General features: G+C 59.9%; 19 protein-coding genes and 1 tRNA gene. 8 read left to right on the plus strand and 12 right to left on the minus strand.

Annotated elements, in window-relative coordinates:
- Positions 1–85 precede the first annotated feature (85 nt).
- The 3 genes from AA105894_RS01130 to AA105894_RS01140 are packed head-to-tail and all read right to left on the minus strand — an operon-like array spanning position 86 to position 3160.
- A complete protein-coding gene (locus AA105894_RS01130; protein WP_267310117.1) occupies positions 86–1546 on the minus strand; it encodes an ArnT family glycosyltransferase in 1461 nt (486 codons plus the stop codon).
- Positions 1515–2606 carry a glycosyltransferase family 2 protein gene (locus tag AA105894_RS01135; protein WP_267310118.1) on the minus strand — a complete coding sequence of 364 codons (1092 nt, stop codon included), beginning with the start codon at positions 2604–2606 and terminating at the stop codon, positions 1515–1517. The genes AA105894_RS01130 and AA105894_RS01135 overlap by 32 nt, the downstream gene beginning before the upstream one ends.
- Positions 2603–3160 carry an Lrp/AsnC family transcriptional regulator gene (locus tag AA105894_RS01140; protein ID WP_188426991.1) on the minus strand — a complete coding sequence of 186 codons (558 nt, stop codon included), beginning with the start codon at positions 3158–3160 and terminating at the stop codon, positions 2603–2605. Before AA105894_RS01140 ends, AA105894_RS01135 begins: the two co-directional genes overlap by 4 nt.
- Before the next feature lie 153 nt (positions 3161–3313).
- On the opposite strand from AA105894_RS01140, the gene trxB reads away from it, so the two are divergent.
- Together trxB and AA105894_RS01150 are read left to right on the plus strand one after the other, a co-directional pair.
- A complete protein-coding gene (gene trxB, locus AA105894_RS01145; RefSeq protein WP_267310119.1) occupies positions 3314–4270 on the plus strand; it encodes a thioredoxin-disulfide reductase in 957 nt (318 codons plus the stop codon).
- Between the two features lie 177 nt (positions 4271–4447).
- Positions 4448–5338, plus strand: a complete 891-nt coding sequence (locus tag AA105894_RS01150; protein WP_188426996.1) for a LysR family transcriptional regulator — start codon at positions 4448–4450, stop codon at positions 5336–5338.
- A gap of 76 nt (positions 5339–5414) precedes the next feature.
- Here the strand turns inward: AA105894_RS01150 and AA105894_RS01155 are convergent, their stop codons facing one another.
- From AA105894_RS01155 to AA105894_RS01165, 3 genes are all read right to left on the minus strand, one after another.
- A complete protein-coding gene (locus AA105894_RS01155) occupies positions 5415–5711 on the minus strand; it encodes an integration host factor subunit beta (protein ID WP_188426998.1) in 297 nt (98 codons plus the stop codon).
- 69 nt (positions 5712–5780) lie between these two features.
- The gene (gene sppA, locus AA105894_RS01160; protein WP_267310120.1) at positions 5781–6725 is read right to left on the minus strand and encodes a signal peptide peptidase SppA; all 945 of its coding nucleotides are present in this window, start codon (positions 6723–6725) and stop codon (positions 5781–5783) included.
- A gap of 87 nt (positions 6726–6812) precedes the next feature.
- Complete coding sequence (locus tag AA105894_RS01165) at positions 6813–7304, minus strand: MucR family transcriptional regulator (protein WP_188427002.1); 492 nt, start codon at positions 7302–7304, stop codon at positions 6813–6815.
- 936 nt (positions 7305–8240) lie between these two features.
- On the opposite strand from AA105894_RS01165, the gene AA105894_RS01170 reads away from it, so the two are divergent.
- Together AA105894_RS01170 and guaD are read left to right on the plus strand one after the other, a co-directional pair.
- On the plus strand, positions 8241–10403 hold the full coding sequence (locus AA105894_RS01170) for an FUSC family protein (protein ID WP_267310121.1): 2163 nt from the start codon (positions 8241–8243) through the stop codon (positions 10401–10403).
- Positions 10400–11722, plus strand: coding sequence for a guanine deaminase (gene guaD, locus AA105894_RS01175; protein WP_267310122.1), 1323 nt, complete (start codon positions 10400–10402; stop codon positions 11720–11722). The genes AA105894_RS01170 and guaD overlap by 4 nt, the downstream gene beginning before the upstream one ends.
- Positions 11723–11734: 12 nt before the next feature.
- On the opposite strand, the gene AA105894_RS01180 is transcribed toward guaD, so the two are convergent.
- From AA105894_RS01180 to AA105894_RS01190, 3 genes are all read right to left on the minus strand, one after another.
- On the minus strand, positions 11735–12697 hold the full coding sequence (locus AA105894_RS01180; protein WP_267310123.1) for an alpha/beta hydrolase: 963 nt from the start codon (positions 12695–12697) through the stop codon (positions 11735–11737).
- A 24-nt stretch (positions 12698–12721) separates the two neighbouring features.
- The gene (locus tag AA105894_RS01185) at positions 12722–13066 is read right to left on the minus strand and encodes a zinc ribbon domain-containing protein YjdM (protein WP_188427006.1); all 345 of its coding nucleotides are present in this window, start codon (positions 13064–13066) and stop codon (positions 12722–12724) included.
- Between the two features lie 274 nt (positions 13067–13340).
- Positions 13341–13430 (minus strand) — tRNA-Ser (locus tag AA105894_RS01190).
- A gap of 266 nt (positions 13431–13696) precedes the next feature.
- Between AA105894_RS01190 and rplU the strand changes: the two genes are divergently transcribed.
- The 4 genes from rplU to proB all read left to right on the plus strand — a co-directional run bounded on the left by rplU (position 13697) and on the right by proB (position 16535).
- Positions 13697–14011, plus strand: coding sequence for a 50S ribosomal protein L21 (gene rplU / locus AA105894_RS01195; RefSeq protein WP_188427008.1), 315 nt, complete (start codon positions 13697–13699; stop codon positions 14009–14011).
- A gap of 28 nt (positions 14012–14039) precedes the next feature.
- A complete protein-coding gene (gene rpmA / locus AA105894_RS01200; protein ID WP_025840841.1) occupies positions 14040–14306 on the plus strand; it encodes a 50S ribosomal protein L27 in 267 nt (88 codons plus the stop codon).
- Positions 14307–14400: 94 nt separating this feature from the next.
- Entirely contained in the window at positions 14401–15420 is a 1020-nt protein-coding gene (obgE, locus tag AA105894_RS01205) for a GTPase ObgE (RefSeq protein ID WP_188427010.1), read from the plus strand.
- On the plus strand, positions 15417–16535 hold the full coding sequence (gene proB, locus AA105894_RS01210; RefSeq protein ID WP_267310124.1) for a glutamate 5-kinase: 1119 nt from the start codon (positions 15417–15419) through the stop codon (positions 16533–16535). The genes obgE and proB overlap by 4 nt, the downstream gene beginning before the upstream one ends.
- 68 nt (positions 16536–16603) lie before the next feature.
- Here the strand turns inward: proB and AA105894_RS01215 are convergent, their stop codons facing one another.
- From AA105894_RS01215 to AA105894_RS01225, 3 genes are all read right to left on the minus strand, one after another.
- Positions 16604–17680 carry an SDR family oxidoreductase gene (locus AA105894_RS01215; RefSeq protein ID WP_267310125.1) on the minus strand — a complete coding sequence of 359 codons (1077 nt, stop codon included), beginning with the start codon at positions 17678–17680 and terminating at the stop codon, positions 16604–16606.
- 255 nt (positions 17681–17935) lie between these two features.
- Positions 17936–18751, minus strand: a complete 816-nt coding sequence (locus AA105894_RS01220) for a hypothetical protein (protein ID WP_267310126.1) — start codon at positions 18749–18751, stop codon at positions 17936–17938.
- A gap of 66 nt (positions 18752–18817) precedes the next feature.
- A complete protein-coding gene (locus AA105894_RS01225) occupies positions 18818–20053 on the minus strand; it encodes a histidine-type phosphatase (protein ID WP_267310127.1) in 1236 nt (411 codons plus the stop codon).

Here is a 20053-nt window from a genome sequence, read left to right on the forward strand (position 1 = left end):
GACTCTCTCCTCGTGGAAATCCCGCAGAGCCTAGAGCAGCCATCAGATGAGGGAAACAGGCGTTCTGCACCTGTTTCCGTTCGCGTCAGGGCAGTCTGTACATCTGCACATTGGCAGGAAGTGTCAGTGGAATCAGCTTGTAGCAGACCATGGGCGCATTACGCAGCATGCGGCAGAAGCGACGCTGGTCCTGCGCCCCCAGCCAGGACGCCGGAAGGTCGGGTTGCTCGGTATCGCGCAGAACGAGCATGGCGCGCTCAGGGTGCTGAAGCGCGCGACCAAGATACGACCAGCGCTTGTCATAGCTGAACAGGGCATGAGCCGGATCATGATAGGCGATGATGGTCGCCAATGCGTAGTCACCAGCCACAAGCGACACGTCGGCAGGGAGTGCTTCGCGCAGACGATGCGTCAGACCGGACCAGTCCGCCGTCTGGCGCGCAATGACATCATGATGCGCAGAGAGCCTGAGCGGAGAAAAGATGCCCTGTATGGTGACAAGCCCGGTCAGGATCAGCCCCAAAGCGCAAGCGACACCAATGCGTCGCCCCGTTGCCGCAGCAGCAAGGGAGGCCGCAGGATAGAGCACGACCGGCCAGTTGGCCTGCACGCGTCCGCCAAAGGCATGCTGCACGAACACAGCCACCGGCACCACGCACAGGCAGGCCAGCAAACGTGCGACACTATCTTCGCCTGCGCGTCTCAGACACCAGACCAGCCCGAGGCAGAACAGGATGAAGATGATCGGCGTGGCAAGACCGATCTGCCCTCCGGCCAGCTCAGCCAGAAAATTCAGGGCGCGCAAGGGATGCCAGTCCCCTGCCCGGCCGCCCTGCTTGGCAAAACTCGCCCAGTGATGCGCCGCATTCCAGAGCAGAACCGGAGCAATTGTCAGCAATCCCGACAGGACCCCGCCCAGAATCCAGCCCCAGTGGCGACGTATGGAAGGCGTTGCCAATGCCCAGAGACCGCACCCCAGACCGGGAAGCACGGCTGTGTATTTACTGTCGAAGGCGAGACCCACAAATACGCCAATGGCAAGCCACCAGATGGGCTGACCGGTCCGGATCAGGCGCCCAAGCGACCAGAGCACAAGGGCAAGAAAAAGCACGAGAGGCGTGTCAGGCGTGGCTGTGGCTGCCCCCAGGCCGAGCATGAGCGTCGCATTAAGCAGCAAGGCAGCGCGATATCCAGCGGCCGGCGAGCCAAGAAGGTCGCGACCGGCCCGGTAGAGTGCCAATGACCCGATCAGAGCCGAAACCGGCCCCAGGAACCGGATGCCAAGCGGCCCATTGCCGAAAAGCATCGTGCCCAGCCTGATCCAGAGCGCCACCATCGGTGGATGATCGAGATAGCCGGATTGCAGATGCTGCGACCAAAGCCAGTAATAGGCTTCGTCGGGCGTGACGCCCAATCGGGCTGCCAGAGCAAGACGCAGTAATGTCAGAGCAACCAGCAGAACCCAGAAGAACGTGACGGCGCGCTTGTTGTCGAGACCGAAAACGCTGAACCCGTCAGCGCCAGACGAGGGTTGAGGCAATCGCATAATTCCAGACCACGCCGATTACGGCACCGGCCGCGCTCGCGCCGCTCCAGTGCCAGTGTGTATCATAAAGAAGCTGCGCCACGCCGATATTGCCGACAGCACCGATCGTGGCGCCGATGACAAAAATGCACAGACCGGGCAGCCAGCGTTTCCCCCTCAGCGGGCGATCGAGATAGGTGATCCGGTTATTAAGCTGAAAATTGATCAATATGGCGCAAGCCGTGCCGATCACCTGGCTGAGCTGGAAATCGGCGCCGCCAAAACGCGACAGCTCAGATACCAGCAGATTGACCGCAATCCCGATCAGCCCGACTGTTGCAAAAATGATGAACCTTGTGGGCAGCCAGCCGCCAAAAGCACGCTCGATCAGCATACCCAGAAACTGCACCATGACCAGAGGGCTGAGCTTGCTCTCACCGGCGACGCGCGGACGAAAAACGAACGGCACCTCGATCAGCCGCGCTGTATCGGGCACGGAAAGCACGATTTCCAGCAGGATCTTGAACCCGGTCCCGGTGAGCTTCGGCACAGCCTGCTCGAAGAGCGGCCGCCTCATCGCAAAAAAACCGCTCATCGGGTCGGTCAGCGTCATCGGCAAGATGCTTTGCGCCAACCTGATGCCCGCCTGCGACAGCATATGCCGCCAGCGATTGGCCAGACCGCTGCTATCGCCCCCTTCTACATGGCGGCTCGCAACCGCGATATCGGCGCGATTTTCGAGCAGCGGCGTCACGAGGTCACGCAAGATGCCCTCATCATGCTGAAGGTCGCCATCCATGACGGCAATGACCGGCGCGGTGGACGACAACGCCCCCTCGATCACAGCAGAAGAGAGACCACGACGCCCGACCCGGCGGATGAGCCGTACGCGCGGATCTGCCTGCGCGGCCTGCTCCACCGCACGTGCCGTGCCGTCGGGAGAATTATCGTCAACAAAAACGATTTCCCATTTCATGCCTTCAAGAGCGCGTTTCACGCCCTCGATAAGCGGCACAACATTGGGGGCCTCATTATAACAGGGAATGACGAGTGTCAGATCCGCAGGAAGCGGCTCGATCATACCGGCACACCAGCTCTGCTGAGGCTGGTGCGGATTGTCTGCAGAGTCTGCACACGCACCACATGATCGAGATCTGTCAGTCTCTTGGTCAGATAGTTCTGATGGGCCGCATCACGGGCCACGAGCCGCACAAGAAAATCGCCACCGCCACGTATCATGTGGCATTCCCGCACCTCAGCCCAGCCGGCAATCTCGGCCTCGAAAGCTTCGAGCACGCTGCCTTTCTGGCTCTCGAGCCCGATCAGCGCAAAAAAGGTGAGAGACCAGCCCAGCTTCGATGCATCGACATCGGCATGATAGCCCTCGATGACACCCACCTCTTCCAGCCGCCTTACGCGTCGCAGGCAAGGTGGCGCCGAGATGCCGGTACGACGCGCCAGTTCCACATTGGTCATGCGACCATCACGCTGGAGCTCCGCCACGATCTGACGATCGATCGGGTCGAGATCGACAATCCCGGAGGCGGAAGGCCCCGGAGCGATTCCCCCCGCAGGCGTATCACCCCGCGACGAACCGGGATGGAAATGGGGGTCTTCTGAGTCGTTGTCAGTCATCGTCACCGTGAGGGTCGGTCAAAACTAGTCGGTTGGCAGGCGCGCCGCATCACCTATATCTGCATCATGACCCAAGAGCCATGTCTCTTGATACATGTCTCTTCACATTGGCTCGGCGCAGCGTTCGCCGGCCCCAGACCGAGGACCCCATCTGTGAGCCAGAGCTTCAAGACCGACCTGCTCGTTATCGGCGCCGGGCCGGCGGGCTATACCGCAGCCATCTATGCCGCACGCGCCAATCTCAAACCGATTCTCGTGGCAGGGCTTCAGCCCGGTGGTCAGTTGACCATCACCACCGAAGTCGAAAACTACCCCGGCTTTGCCGAGCCGGTTCAGGGGCCGTGGCTGGTCGAGCAGATGCGTCTGCAGGCCGAGCATGTAGGCACGCAGATCCATTATGACCTGATCACAGAGGCGCATTTCGACCAGAAGACCGAAGACGGTTATTTCACGCTCATCGCCGATTCAGGCGCTGTCTATCTGGCCCGCACTGTCGTGATTGCGACCGGCGCCCAGGCCAAGTGGCTCGGCCTTCCCTCTGAGGCACGCCTACAGAGCGGCGGCGTTTCGGCCTGCGCCACCTGTGACGGCTTCTTCTATCGCGGCAAGAAGGTGGCCGTGATCGGGGGCGGCAATACGGCAGTCGAGGAAGCGCTGTATCTTACCCATCACGCCGATCATGTGACGCTGATCCATCGCCGCGACACGCTGCGCGCCGAGCGCATTCTGCAGGACCGTCTTTTTGCCAATCCCAAGATCACGGTGCTCTGGAACCATGAAGTCGAGGAAATTCTGGGCGAAGGCAAGCCGGAGGTCGTTTGCGGCGTCAGACTGCGCAATACGCAGGACAGCAGCGAACAGAGTCTGGCCGTAGACGGGGTTTTCGTTGCCATCGGACACAGCCCCAATACCGGGCCGTTCCGCGAGACACTCGATTGCGACTCCGAAGGCTATATCGTGACCACACCAGGCAGCACCAGAACCTCGGTTCCCGGCGTATTCGCGGCAGGTGACGTGCAGGACAAGAAATTCCGCCAGGCCATTACTGCGGCCGGTACCGGGTGCATGGCCGCACTTGAAGCCGAGCATCTTCTTGCTGGATTGTCGTAAGAGCCAGATCGTTATTCTTGCGTAAGATCTGCTGCATAAAATGACTTGGCAGCGTCAAAGAATGCTGCCAAGTCAATGAAATCAACATTTCATGACCGCATGGGACACTGACAGGCGACCGAGCCTGTCAGGCCTTTTTCTGTCCCGCGGTCGGAGACGAGCTCTAGGAAAGCCGGCATGGACTGGGACAAACTGCGTATCTTCCATGCTGTCGCTGAAGCTGGGTCTTTCACTCATGCCGGAGACAGGCTCAATCTCAGCCAGTCTGCCGTGTCACGCCAGATCTCTGCTCTGGAAGAAACTCTCAACGTGCCGCTGTTTCATCGGCATGCGCGCGGGCTCATCCTGACCGAGCAGGGCGAAACGCTGAACCACACGGTCAGGGAAGTGTTCTCGAAACTCTCCCTGACCCAGGCCTATCTGAGCGAGAGCAAGGTCAAGGCAAAGGGCGAGCTCAAGATCACGACCACCTCAGGCTTTGGGCTGGGCTGGCTCGCGCCGAGGCTTCAGCGTTTTCTGGCGCTTCATCCCGATATCGAAGTCAGCCTCATCATGGAGGACACGGATCTCGATCTGGGCATGAGAGAGGCGGATGTGGCCATACGCATGCATCCGCCCCGTCAGGCCGATCTGATCCAGCGTCATCTCGCGAATTTCCTGATGCCGATCTATTCCAGTCAGGCCTATATCGATCAGCATGGCATGCCGACGAGCATTGCCGAACTCTCCCAGCATCATCTGGTTGGTTTTGCCGGGCTATCGCCGCCTCTGCCCGACGCCTTCTGGCTGCTTGATCTTGTGCGTCGTCAGAGCCACGGATCGGTGCGCAACAAGCTCGAGATCAACAGCTTCCCGGCAATCGCCAGCGCAATCGCCAATGGCGCCGGCATCGGCTCGCTGCCTACCTATCTGGCTCAGGCGCATCCCGAACTGGTGCGTATCCTGCCCCACGAGCCGATACCGACTGTGGAAGCGTTTTTCGTCTATCCTGAAGAACTCAAGATGTCGAAGCGCATCACCGTTCTGCGCGATTTCCTGCTGAGCGAAATCCAGAGCGCAAAGCTTTAACGGCGCCTTACGTCACGCGCCTCTCTGCCAGGCGCGGCATCAAGGCTTGAAGAAGCAGTCAGCCGCCCTTTGGAAATCAGGTTTTCCGGGTGTGGAGGCGATTGACCCGTTCACGCAGCTCCTTGCCTGCCTTGAAGAACGGGATTGTCTTCTCGCCGACAGCCACACTCGACCCGGTGCGTGGATTACGTCCCTGGCGCGCCTCACGCTTCTTCACGACAAAAGCGCCAAAGCCACGTATCTCGACCCTGTCGCCGCGAGAGAGCGCAGACGAAATCTCCGACAGGATCGTCTGGACGATCAGTTCGATGTCGCGAGCATTCAGGTGAGGATGCACCGCTGAGAGTTCAGCAATGAGTTCTGATTTCGTCATGAAGAAAACTATGCGCTCTCGAAATCGATTGGATGGCCCCTGAGGGCAATCCGGGGACTGTGATCATGGCTACCGTGGCAAAATCGCTACCGCACCGTCAAGCTTCTGATAGGCGGTCAGGGCCTCGACGGCCTGGCCGATGCCAAACCAGTCACCCCCCAGTTCACGCTGCAGGCGACCGAAAAACGAATGAGCAGGCTTTTTGGCCTCGATTGTTCTCAAGGGGAGGTCTTTGCCGTCATGTATCTGGCCGCGCAGCCACACCAGCGCCTGGCCTTCATCACCGAGTTGATCGATCAGATGCAGGGGCACTGCCTGACGACCCGTATAGGGACGCCCGTCGGCCAGAGCGCGAATGTCTTCTACCGACCGATGGCGCCCCTTGGAGACCATGGTCACAAACTGGTCGAAAAGATCGTCGACAATTCCCTGCAGCATGACCCGCCCTTCCGGCTTGAGCGGCACGAAGGGCTGCGACTGATCCTTCATGGCCCCTGAAACGATTGTGTCGGTCGTCAATCCGATTCGACCAAGCAGACCCGAGGCATCGGGCCTGATCATGATCACACCGATCGATCCGGTAATCGTGGAGGGGTAGGCAAAAATGCGCTGGGCCGAAACCGCAATCATATAGCCCGCAGAGGCAGCCGTGCCCTGCATGGAAACCGCAACAGGCTTGTGCGCCGCAAAGGACGCCACAGCATCATGCAGGGCGACGCCCCCTGTAACGCCGCCGCCGGGACTATCGATCACAAGCAGCAGGCCTCGGATATGCGGATCACGCTCAGCGCGTTCGATCGCCTCGACCTGAGGACGAACCCGATCGGAAATGACGCCCTTGATCTCGAAACGCGCAATCGTATTGGCAGGCGGATGGGGGCGCGCGGGCAGGAAGAGTGCCGCACCCGCTACAACGAGCGCAGCAAGCGCCACCCCTCTCCAGAGCACGAGACGACGACGCTGGTATTGGTTCACGTTACTGGCGTCATCACCCGGTATCGTCTCGTTCGTCATGACCCGTTTCCTCGTGCGGCAATAAAAAAGGCAACTCATCACAGGATGAGTTGCCTTTGAGGTCGAGTCTACTGGGTAAAAGTGAAATCAGGCCTTTTTGGCGCGTCCACGACGAGCCGGACGCTCTTCACCCTCGGTGCCTTCAGCTGCCGAAGCACGGGCAGCGGCATCGCCACCAGCATTGATCTTGCGGCCCAGACCGATTTCACGAGCCAGATGCGAACGACGCTCGGCATAGTTCGGAGCAACCAGCGGGTAGTCGCTCGGCAGGCCCCAACGCTCACGATACTGCTCAGGCGTCATGCCATAGGCGCTCTGCAGGTGACGCTTGAGCATCTTCAGCTTCTTACCATCTTCAAGACAGACGATGTAATCCGGGAAAACCGAACGCTTGATCGGTACAGCAGGCTGCGGACGCTCCGGCTCGGGATCGGCCTGACCGGCACCCTGCAGCGCGTTGTATACTTGCTTGATCATCCCCGGGAGCTCTTCGCCAGCCATGGGATTATTTGCAACGTGAGATGAAACAATCTGAGCGGTCAGCTCAAGCAGGGCGACGTTGTTTTCAGACTCTGACATTTATTTTCTCTTTGTTGAAGTTTAACTCTTTTAACTGGATCTTTTATACCATCACCCTTGTGAGGTAAATAGGTTTAACGTTTTATTCTTTGGTTTTTATTCTCTTCGAAGATTCCTGTTAAAAACAGATAGAATTCACAATGGTTCCTTCTCTTCAGCAAGAAAATAATCCCTATTCGTGTCGTTTAAAAGCGGTTTTTTCTGACCATTCCGTCAACGCCCGTGAAAATACAATAGAGCACCTTTGTAAACTTTTTGATAAATCAAGGATAATCAGGATTATTTTTTTTACCTAAAAACATTTATGTCAGAAATGAGGTCAATTACTGAATAATTAACGTAACCTATTCTTTGGCGCTGGAAGCAACATACCCGTCTCCGAGTCATTTCGACGCGCCGTCTTCTACGCGAAGAGCTATGGCAACACCAGAAACGCCCTCTCTTGTCTCCACATCAAGGGAACGAGTCGATTGCCGGATGTCATTTGGTGCCGATGATGCTCCCACAGTGAAAGTTTCCTTCGTCATACTCTTCCGGCTTTACTTCTCAACTGCACTGCATCGAATTGATACTGGCGCAACAGACCGGTAACGAAGTAAGGCCGTGCCTCTAACAGCGCAGTCCGTATTGCGTTCCACCGCCCGTCAGCAAGCGACCCAGCATTCACGCGCGCTGAATAACGGTCGTTAACAAATTTTCTGCCACGCGTGCCCATCCTCGAGAGCGAAACCGGAGGGGTGACTAAAGCACTGCGCATTCTTTGCGAGGCGGATGTCAGGGCTCGCGCTATTCTGCGGCTATACCCGAATCGAATTAATGAATGTTTAGATCGTGGAAGCCGCACCGCGCTTTTCTTCATTCCCGCAGACTGTCATCATGGGCACTTCTGTGCCGCATCGGCCTTTTTCAACCGTGTGAATCCCGGTCTTGCCTGTCTTGCGCTTCTTTTCCCGTTTTTCCCTGAACCCCAATGCCTTCGGAAGCGTCTCCCTGTCGCTGCGCCGCAATCGATGGGCGTGGCTTTATGCCCCCTCCTCGCAGGCGGTCGAGTTTGCCCTGCGCAATACTATCGCCGCCCTTCTTGCTCTCGGCATTGCCATGTGGATGGAGCTCGACAGCCCGATCTGGGCAACAATGACCGTCTGGGCCGTCGCACAGGGCACGCGTGGAGAAAGTCTCTCAAAGGCCAGATGGCGTATCGTTGGAACCGTTATCGGCGCCATCGCGGCAGTCGGTCTTTTCACAGTGTTCCCCCAGCAACCGCTCCTGTTCTTTCTGACACTGGCGCTCTGGATGGGGCTGTGCGCAGGCATTGCGACCTTTGTCAGTAATTTTCGCGCTTATGCCCTCGTCTTGTCGGGCTATACCTGCGCCATCATCGCAATGGGCGCGGTCTACGACCCTGAAAACGTCTTCATGATCGCGGTCTCGCGCTCGACCTATATTGCGCTCGGTGTGATCTGCGAGGCGGCGATGGGCCTCATCTTTGCCACCAGTCAGGAGCGTCAGGCACGGCAGGCCGTGCGTACCAAGCTGCAATCGGCCCTGTCTCTGGTGTCACTCTCGATCGCCGATATCCTCTCTGATGCGGCTACGACCCAGCGCAAGGCGCGCGAGCTTTTCGCCACCATCCTGCGTCTCAACAGCGAAATCGAGTTTGCAGAAATCGAGATGGGGCCGCATGGGCATGAGGGCGACCATGCCCGCGCTGCCCTTGCTGCCGTTTCCATCCTGCTCTCACGAGGCTTCGGCATGGCCGCCCGTCTGGCAGCGCTCTCACACAGCCATGGCAGTTTTCGAGAGACGTCGCATGACGCCCAGATCTTTCTGCGTGGGCTTGAGGCGCGGCTGAAAGCGCAGGAGCCCGTACAATCCATCCTCGCCGATCTGCATATCCTTATTGAAGATTGCCGCGTTCACGCAGCCCCTTTCATACGATCGGATCAGGAAGAACCCGTTCTGCTCGCCCCGGTCGATGAACGCGTGCTGCATGTTGCACTGGGCGAGCTACTGAACGATCTCGAGATCGCCATCATCGAATATGATGCCAGCACACATCTCATTCGTGGCGATCGTTTCCAGTTCCGCCTGCAATCCCATCACGATCCGCGCAACGCAATCAATAACGGCCTGCGCGTGATGGCAGCCATCCTGTTCACGGCGCTGGTCTGGGAGGTGACTGCCTGGCCGAATGGCACCGCCTTCATTTCAATGACCTCGCTGATCTGCGGCTTGTTTGCCACTCAGGAAAATCCGGTTCTTGGCACCACCACCTTTCTCAAGGGAACGATCTGGTCGGTTATTGCGGGGGGGATTCTCACCTTCATTTTCGTGCCAAAATTCGACACGTATGAAATGTTCATCATGGCCTTCGGGCCTGCGATGTTCATAGGCGGTCTTGCCCGGGTCAATGTGCCGACAGCTGGGGCCGCAGCCGCTTACGGGCTTCTGATGCCAAGTATGGTGAATGTGCAAAACCACCACCGGCTTGATGAAATTGCCTTCTTCAACGGAGCAACCTCAACCGTCATGGCGGCCTGCGCCGCCGTTCTGGTGTTTCACACATTCCTGCCTTTCAACCCGCAATCGGAGCGTCTGCGTCTGCGCAAGCAGATGCTGGGCGAATTGCGTGCGCTCTGTCATTTGCGCAAGGCGCCCGAAACCCGCCTCTGGATCGGCCGCAACATCGATCGCTTTGCCCGGCTTATCCGCCATGCCGGCCCCTCGCCTCTGCCGATTGTCGAGAGCTATCTGCAAGGCACACTTGCCGTCATGACGATCGGCCTCAATGCCATCAGATTGCGCACCCTTCTTGATCGCGAGCATCTGCCAGTTACCGCGCGACGGGCCATCGAGTTGCTTCTCGACCGGATGGAATACACACGTGACCGCCATGACCGGCCCGCTCGGGTTGCCGCTGCCGCTGTACGCCGCCTGCGCGCGCTTGATCGCACCGAGCGCGATCTGGTGACACGGCTCGAACTGATCCGGGGCATTTCCTATCTCGTGGTCATCAGGGATGAGCTGGTGGCCAATGCGGCGTTTCTCGACGAGACCCAGAGCTTCACGAGCCGCTACATTCTGGAGGAGTCGCGATGACGCCCGAACTACCAAGCCTCGCCTTGCGTGGCACGACCCTGCGCTTTGCCGGCAACCCGTTCGACATGCCGCCACAGGATGCCTTGCTGACTGACACTGACGGCCTCGTAGTCATCGAGTCCGGTCGTATCACCGCGATTGGCAGCTACGCCGATCTCGCTCGCGACTTGCCGCCGGACATGCCGGTCACAGATCATCGTGGATGTCTGATCGGGCCCGGCTTCATCGACGCTCATGTGCATTACCCGCAATTCGGCGTCATTGCCTCTTATGGCGAGCAGCTTCTTTCATGGCTCGAACGCTATGTCTTTCCGGAAGAACGCCGCTTTGTCGATCGCGTCTATGCCGGTCAGATTGCCGAGAGCTTTCTCGACAGTCTGCTCGATCATGGCACCACGACAGCAGCGGTCTATTGTACGGTTCATCCTGAATCGGTGGAGGCATTCTTCACAGCCTCACAAAAGCGCAACACCCGCATGATTGCGGGCAAGGTGCTGATGGATCGCAATGCGCCCGATTATCTGCGCGATACGGCACAAAGCGGCTATGATGAGTCGCGACGCCTTATCGACACCTGGCATGGCACGGGCCGGCAGCTTTACGCCGTCACACCACGCTTTGCGCCAACAAGCACGGAAGAGCAGCTGAACCTTGCCGGTGCGTTGCTCGATACGGCACCGGGCCTGTTCATGCAGACCCATCTGCTTGAAACCGTGCAGGAAGCGCGCTGGGTCGAGGCGCTGTTTCCGCATCGCTCCGGTTATCTCGATGTCTATGATCGTGCCGGGCTTGTGCGGCCCCGCAGCATCTTCGGCCATGCGGTGTATGTCACGGAGCAGGATCTCACACGCTGCTCTCATGCGGGCTGTACCCTCGCCCATTGCCCGACATCGAACGCCTTTCTGGGCAGCGGGGCGTTCCGTCTTTTCGATGCCTTGCGTCCAGACCGCCGTGTCGCGGTCGCCCTTGGCACCGATATCGGCGGCGGCAACAGTCTTTCGATGCTGCGTGTCATGAACGATGCCTATACGGCGGCCCAATCGCACGGCACGAGCCTGCACCCTGTGCAATCCTACTGGCTGGCCACAGCCGGGGCGGCCCAGGCGCTTGGCCTTGCACCGCAGATTGGTCAGCTCGAACCGGGTGCCGAGGCCGATATCTGCGTGCTGAATCCCATGGCCACGCCCCTCATGGCTCAACGGGCCGAGCGGGCCGAAACCGTGCCGGATCTGCTTTTCGCCCTGTCGATGCTGGGTGACGATCGGGCCATCGAGGCAACCTACGTGATGGGCCGACGCCACAATCCACCCTCGCGCTGAAAAATGGCCCTCTCAGGCCATGCCGCGCTCGGTCAGCCAGGCGTGATACCAGTTGGGCCATTCGGATGTGACATGATCAGGCTCTCCCATGCCAAAGCCGTGCCCGCCCGTGGGCAGGCGGTGATAATCGACCTCGGTGCCAATCGCCTCGCAGGTGCGCGCCATGAGCGCCGCATTATAGGGGTTGGCGATGCGATCATTATCCGCCTGGGTTAGAAAGACTGGCGGATAGCCTGATGTCACATGGCTCTGCACGGACCACAACCGCGCCAAAGCGGGGTCGGAATTCGTGCCGACAAGGTCACGATGCGTCGCCGTGCGGTCGTACGGTTTTTCCAGCGTGATGACCGGATAGATCAGGGCGGCACCGGCGAGAGGAGCCAGCCTACCCCCGACCGGCCCGGCAGAGAACGGCCCTGCCCCGGCCCAATGCGTGGCGGTCATCCCCATAAGATGACCGCCAGCCGAGAACCCCAGCAGCGAAACCCGGTCTAGATCGAGATCTTCGGCAGACGCGCGATGCCGGATCAAGGCCAGAGCGCGCCGCGCATCCTGAAGCGGGGCGAGCGGTCCCTCGGCCCAGCCCTCACCCGGAAGGCGATAGACTAAAACGAACGCCGTGATGCCCCGTGCCGTCAGCCATCGTGCCGCCGGATAGGCTTCTCGACGCATGCCGATCCGCTGATAGCCACCGCCAGCCGCCACGAGAACGGCGCTGCCATTGGGTCGCTCCGGCCGGAATATCTCCAGCCTTGGCTCGCGTATATTATAGAGCGCCCCTGTTACCGTGGATTGCTCGATTCCTCCGGGCCCACCCCCACCGGGTGGCGTATTGGGCCAGAGGGCGATCTGATCGGGCGATTGCGAGCGCGATGGCCCGTGACAGCCGCCAAGCAGGGAAAGCGATCCGGCGAAAGAGGCGGTGAGCAAGGTGCGACGATCCATCCTGGTGGCGCCAAAATGATCACGCGTCATGCTGCCTCCTCTTTCCTGCGGCACCTAGGCCTTGCGGACGAATTCCGACTTGAGGTTCATGGCACCGATGCCCGGTATCTTGCAGGACAGATTATGCCCGTCATGGCCATCGGTAAGGCGAACCCCCTTGATCTTGGTGCCGCCCTTGATGACTGAGGACGATCCCTTGACCTTCAGATCCTTGATGATGGTGACGGTATCACCGTCTTCAAGGGGATTTCCATTGGCATCGCGCACCACGGCATCATCCTGAGCGGGGGCGGCGCCTTCCGAAATACTCCATTCGAGGGCACATTCGGGACAGACCCAGAGCCCGCCATCCTGATAGATGTGTTCACAGCCGCATTGCGGGCAAATATCGCTTTTCACGAGTCTGATCGTCCTGTTTTTCTTGCGATGCGTCCATGAAGCAAAACAGCTTTCATGACGGCACCCGACTTGTCATCAGTTCAAAGGCGTCAACTGCCTTCGGGATGAGCCCTTCTAGAGTTTCTCGCAGGCAGTGAAAAGCATTCAGCCCCGTGACAGGCACAAATCAGAAATCGTCCACCAAAAACGGTATCCGTTCTGATGGACTGAGCAGCGGCTGATTTGAGCGGGGGCAGATAATGACCGGTGACCTGAAGACACCGTTAGACGGGTCTGGCGGAGAGGGTGGGATTCGAACCCACGGTGCCCGTGAAGGCACAACGGTTTTCGAGACCGTCCCAATCGACCACTCTGGCACCTCTCCGTAGCAGGATCACCTGGTCGTGGGCGGCTTATAAGGGGCAGATCGCGCCACGCGCAAGAGGGGGCGTGACGATTCTTTTTGCCATCCCCTTATTTTCCTGCCGTGGCAGCGCGATAAAGATTGACGTCGCCGTGCCGCCTCCTGTAGTGAGCCCCCCTCGCAGACGTGCTTGCGCGCCGGCCAATAATAAAAAGCGACTGGGCAATGCCGACTGGGGGAAAACCCCGGCAAAATTGCCAAGAGATCGGACTTGAGAGAGTTTACATATGTTCGCAGTCATCCGCACCGGCGGAAAGCAGTATCGCGTCACCCCGCAGGTCACGCTGAAGGTTGAAAAGCTCGAAGCCGAAGCCGGCACGACCATCACCTTCTCCGACGTTCTGGCCGTTGGCTCTGACGCCGGCATCAAGATCGGCGCTCCGCTGGTCCCTGGCGCCACCGTCACGGCAACCGTGATCGCCCAGGACCGCCTGGACACGGTCATCATCTTCAAGAAGCGCCGCCGGCAGAACAGCCGTCGCAAGAACGGTCATCGTCAGCACGTGACCGTCCTGCGCATCGACGCGATCAACGCAGCGTAACTGACGCTAGAGAGAAGGAGAGACCTCCATGGCACAAAAAAAGGCAGGCGGTTCGAGCCGTAACGGACGCGACAGTGCTGGTCGCCGTCTCGGCGTAAAGAAGTTCGGTGGCGAAGCCGTCATCGCTGGCAACATCATCGTCCGCCAGCGCGGCACGAAGATGATGGCCGGTTCGAACGTTGGCGTTGGTCGTGACCACACCCTGTTCGCTCTCGCCGATGGCGCCGTGAAGTTCACGCGCCGCGCTGAAGGCCGCGTCCACGTTTCCGTGACGCTGGCAGAAGCCGCAGAGTAAAGACTGGCCACAACCAGTTGACGGGAGAGGCCGGTCCACTTGGGCCGGCCTTTCTTGTTTAGACCGTTATTTTTGGACGAAGACGAGACAGACGATGAAATTCCTCGACCAGGCCAAGATCTATGTACGCTCCGGCGATGGCGGGGATGGTGTCGTCGCGTTTCGTCGTGAAAAATATGTCGAGTTCGGCGGCCCTGACGGCGGCAATGGTGGCCGCGGCGGCGACATCATTTTCCGCGCCGTACCCAATCTGAACACATTGATCGATTTCCGCTACACGCAGCATTTCCGTGCCCGCAAGGGCGGCAATGGAGCGGGCTCCGACCGAACCGGCGCCAAGGCTGAGACCGTCATCATCAATGTGCCGATCGGCACTCAGATTTTCGACGATGACCGCGAGACCATGCTGGCCGATCTCGACGAGGACGGCAAGGAAGTGCTGCTCTGCAAGGGTGGCGATGGCGGGTTCGGCAATGCGAACTTCAAGACCAGCACCAACCGTGCCCCGCGCCGTGCAGACAAGGGCTGGCCGGGCGAGGAACGCTGGGTGTGGCTGCGCCTGAAACTGATTGCCGATGTCGGGCTCGTAGGTCTGCCGAATGCAGGCAAATCCACCCTGCTCTCGGTCTGCTCGCGCGCCAAGCCCAAGATTGCCGATTACCCGTTCACGACGCTGCATCCCCAACTCGGTGTCGTGCGTCTTTCGGCGACCGAGGAATTCGTCATTGCCGATATTCCGGGCCTTATCGAGGGCGCGAGTGAAGGCGCTGGTCTGGGCGACCGCTTTCTGGGCCATGTCGAACGCTGCGCCATGCTCATCCATCTTCTGGATGGCACCGAGAGCCAGCTGGTCAAGAACTACCGCATGATCAGAAACGAGCTTGCCGCCTATGATGAAACCCTGGCCGAAAAGCCGGAGATCATCGTGCTCAACAAATGCGATGCCCTGACAAAGACCCAGATTACCGCCAAGAAAAAGGCGCTCGCCAAGGCTTCCGACGCCGAAGTGTTCACCTTGTCGGCAGCAACGCATGAGGGGCTGGCAGAGCTGCTGCGTCTGGTGCAGGATCGCGTCACCCAATACCGTCTGGAAGAACGCGAGACCTCTCTGTGACCAATCGACTGGCCGAAGCACGCTGCGTTGTCATCAAGATCGGCTCTGCCCTTCTTGTCGATGCCAAGAACGCCGAGCTTCGCCATCACTGGTTGAGCACGGTCTGCGAGGATATCGCGAGGCTGCGCGCTCAGGGGACCGACGTTGTTGTGGTGTCCTCCGGCGCCATCGCCCTGGCGAGAGTACGTCTGGGTCTCATCGGGCGCAGGCTGCGTCTGGACGAAAAGCAGGCGGCAGCCAGCGTCGGTCAGATCCAGCTCGCTCAGGCCTGGAGCGCAGCTCTTGCCCTGCAGAATCTCACGGCGGGGCAATTGCTGCTCACACCCGGCGATACGGAAGACCGTGAACGTCATCTGAACGCGCGTGCGACGCTGCGCACATTGCTCGATCTGGGCTGCGTGCCTGTCATCAACGAAAATGATGCCATCGCCACGACAGAAATACGCTTTGGCGATAATGACCGTCTGGCGGCTCGTGTCGCACAGATGATCGGCGCTGATACGCTGGTTCTGCTTTCGGATATTGACGGCCTCTATACCGCCGACCCGCGCCTCGACCCGACAGCCGAACATCTGCCGGTCGTCGACGCGCTGACGGAATCAATCATGGCCATGGGCGGTGCGCCGCCACCGGGCTACTCCTCCGGTGGCATGCATACCAAATTGCTGGCGGCCCAGATCGCAACCCGGGCAGGCGCCCGCATGGCCATCGCCTCGGGCCTTTCGCCCCATCCTATCAGCACCCTGCTTGATGACGGCCGCTGCACCTGGTTTCTCGCTTCCGAAGATGCTGGCTCCGCCCGCAAACGCTGGCTTGCCGGCGCTTTGCAGACCAAGGGACGCGTCACGGTCGATCAGGGTGCCGCGCGCGCCCTGCTCAATGGTAGTTCGCTGCTGCCTGCAGGCGTCAAGGCCATCGAAGGCGTCTTCGCTCAAGGCGATCTGGTGGTCATCCTCGACGAGGAAGGCCATGAGATCGGGCGTGGGCTGACGGCCTATGATGCCGAAGACTCCCGCAAGATCGCGGGGCATCGCTCCGAGGATATCACGCGCTGCCTCGGCCATAGTGGCCGCGATGAACTGATCCATCGCGACGATCTGGTTCTGATCCGCTGAAATCTCCTTTGCGAGAGATCAAACAGCCTTAGAAAAGAAGACAAAGGGAGCGCAAACGCTCCCTGCCCTCAGGTCATGAGCGCGCTGTCGCCGCCATTCACCTCGAACTCGGCCCCTGTCGTCAGGGCAGACGCGTCAGATGCCAGAAAGACGGCGATCGGCGAGATATCCTCGGGTCGCAGCCAGCCGACAGGCTGAACCTCGCTTCTGGCACGGTCACGCCAGGCCTGGGCCGCTGTCACGTCGCCCTTGACCTTGTGATGGGCCTGCTGCTCGACGGCGGCGAGACGCTGGGAATTAAGCGTGAGTGCCGTGCCGACAAGCCCGGGGATAATGGCGTTCACCGTCATGCCATACGGTGCGAATTCCATCGCCGCCGACTTCATGAGACCGATCAGCCCCCATTTTGAGGCCGAATAGCTGGCACCGTTTCTGGTTCCGTGCCGCCCCTGCATGGAAGAGACGATCAGCACCCTGCCCCCATGGCGGTCGATCATATGCGGCACGAAAGCGCGCAAGGTGCGTGACGTGCCATTGAGATTATTCTCGATCTGGTCGTCCCAGTCGGCATCGTCCATTTCCAGAAGCGGCTTCCAGCCCTGGATGGCCGCATTGGCGACCAGAATATCGATCCTGCCAAAATGTGCGATAACCTGTTCCGCTGCCGCACGCAGCGCCGCGATCTGCCGGATATCGGCCTTGATCGCCATGGCGTTGCGACCGAATGCCCTGATCTGACGCACGGTCTCCTCAAGCTCGTCACCACTGGCAGGCACCGCATCGGCTACAGGGCTGACCGGGCCAGCAATATCGAGAGCCACCACGTCAGCACCATTGGCCGCATATTCGACGGCAATGGCGCGCCCGATGCCACGAGCGGCGCCAGTCACCACAGCAACGCGCCCGGCAAGCTGCGAGCCGCGCCCCGGTTTGATGGGACCCGCGGTGAAAGCCGGTGGCGGCTCGGGGAGTGGCCCCAGAGAGCCTGTGGCGGGTTTTTTCTGACCGACTGCCGCGACGGCACTTCTAATGGTGCCCGCTGTCATGAGGGCCGCGCCACCGACGAGCAATGATCGTCTCGGCCGCACATGATCGGCTTCATGCCCCTCTTTGAGGCAGGTTTGCTGGTCCAATTTGCGGGTCATGTTGTTGTGACTCCTTCACCTCACCACTGGGATGGATGTCGATATACTATGACACAAATCCAGGGGAGAGGGACCGCGTCCCAGCTTGTTTCTGCCGCGCAATCTCTCGTGACCAGCCGATGGTACAAGGCCCGGACTAGACGGGAATTTTCCGGCTATCGCCAGCCCGATTTAAAAAATGGTTTCAATTCCGCACGTTACGGTGACCTGCAACACCCTCATCCTGGAGGATGGCACTCGCTGAGACGGCTGCCTTCAGGGGCGCGGCGGCCATCTCAGGGTCGGCTCCGAACGTACGCGACGCGCGCCAGCCTCTTCTGCCTGCCTGAGACGCTCTGCCTCTGCGGCGGCACTGCGCGGGGCCATTTCCTGCCGCTGCACCCTCAGGCGCCAGGCATCGTCCTGATCCTGCACCTCATTTCGCAATGGGCCAGTATTTCCCTGATCCTGCGCCACTGGCGGCCTTGGGGGGCGAGGTGCCTCGCGCTGTGGCGGCGGATCGAAATGAGTTGGTCTCAGAATGCGGTGCACGCTCTCCTGAGCCCCGGACTCCGCATAGCTGTAATCGTCACGGGCCTCGGGCAAGGGCGCGGGACGCTCCCGGCGCTCCTCAAACCCACTATCGCGCGGAGCCTCACGCATGGGAGGGACCTCTTTCGCGACGGGTTCAGGGCGTGGCGTCGGAACGCTGTCATGCATCGTTCGCTGGGTCGCCTGACGGCTTGCCTCAGAGGACCAGGGCATGGGTTCAGCCATGCGTGAAGGCTCCGGCGCGCGGGAAACCGGCGTCACGACAGGCGCTGCCGGTTCGATGGGGGCAGAGCTTCTTCGGGGCGGGGCATAAACAGGCTCGCCCGATGGCCCCGTCTCGTTGCCCCCCTGCGCAAGGCGCATCGCGATGATTCGCAATTCGGCGCGCACCTCGTTGAGCTGCAACTCGACCTCTTCCAGCCTTGGTTTCACGCCAAAGATGGAAAACGGCATGAGGATGAACATAAGCCCCAGCCCCAGCAGGATAAAACCTGCCAGAAACTGCATCCAGAGCGGAAGGGAGAGAAGCGCTGTCGTCATAATCTGCGATCTATGCGAATTTCAGCGACTCCGCCAAGTGGAGAGTTGTACCTGAGACGTTCTCTTTTACTCCGCAGGCATAGGCGCAGGCTTTACCGACACCATCATGGCGCCTCCATGGGCCTCATCAAGGCCGCCGCCATTGCGCAAGGCAGCCAGCGACTGGTGGAAAATGACGACCCGATAGAGCGCATGGCCAGTGCGATCGCGCCAGCGCTCGAAGGCAAGGGTCGTATCCGGTGCGGTGCGATCCGGCTGATCGGCAAAGGACCAGTAGAGCCCATAACGCGCAGCCAACGCATCGAGCGTGGTGTCATGCCCGGCAAAGGCCAGAAACCGCGTTTCCCGCGGCACGATCGACCCATCGGAAAGCGTCACGCTCTCTCCGCTCAGAAACCGGTCGATTGCGTCCGCCATGAGCCGCGATTTTTCCTTCACCAGCGTGCCCCGTCGGCGCGTCAGATCGGAAAGATAGTCATGCACTGGCAGGGCACGTTTCAGAAGCTCCGGTGCAAGAGCCTGTGCCCAGCGCGGGCCTGCATTTTCGAGGCCCTGCACATAAACGAGCAGGATATTCTCGGCCACAGACGCTGCCAGTGCCGGGCCACCTTCCAGAACCGCCCTGCCCTTTTTGTCGCCGAGCGTCAGAGGCGTCGAAAAACACGGTGAGGTTCCGCCGCTGCATCCCTCGGGGGCAATCAATGCCTGCAGAACCCTCAGGCCCTGATCGACAGATTGAGGGCGTGCTTTAACGTCATCACGCTGAAGAGACGCTGCTTCGGCAGCAAGGATCGCCCGGTTTCTGGAGATAAATTCAGGCGTGACTGCGTCAAACAGAGGATCATGCATGGCCGGAGACAGTGACCGTGCCATGAGATGCTGCGCCGGAACGAGAGTCTCAGCCATGATCTGCCCGCTCTGCCGCGTGCGATCATCGGCGGAATCCGCCCATATCACAGGCGCTGCCTTGCTCAGGCACGGGCCCTGATGCCTGGCGCAGGCCAGATCGTAATGAAGGGCGATATCCTGCATCAGACGCCCAAGCGTTACCCGCCCATGTTCCGTCAGCTGCCCCGGCGCAACAGGCCAGGCAGGCCAGACAACACCTGTTTCCTTCTCAAGGGCCTCCGGCCCATGTGTCGGGCTGCGAATGCCATGCCGCGCGACAAGCACGACACGTTCAAGAACAGCATGATCTGGGAGTGGTGCTGACGAGAAACTAACCGTCCCTGCTGAGGCAGGGCCCGCAAAACCGAGACCCAGCGAGGCAAGACAGGCAGCAAATAAAAGCGTCTTCGTCAT

The organism is Asaia spathodeae NBRC 105894 (assembly GCF_025994195.1).
GTDB classification, from domain to species: Bacteria; Pseudomonadota; Alphaproteobacteria; order Acetobacterales; family Acetobacteraceae; genus Asaia; species Asaia siamensis.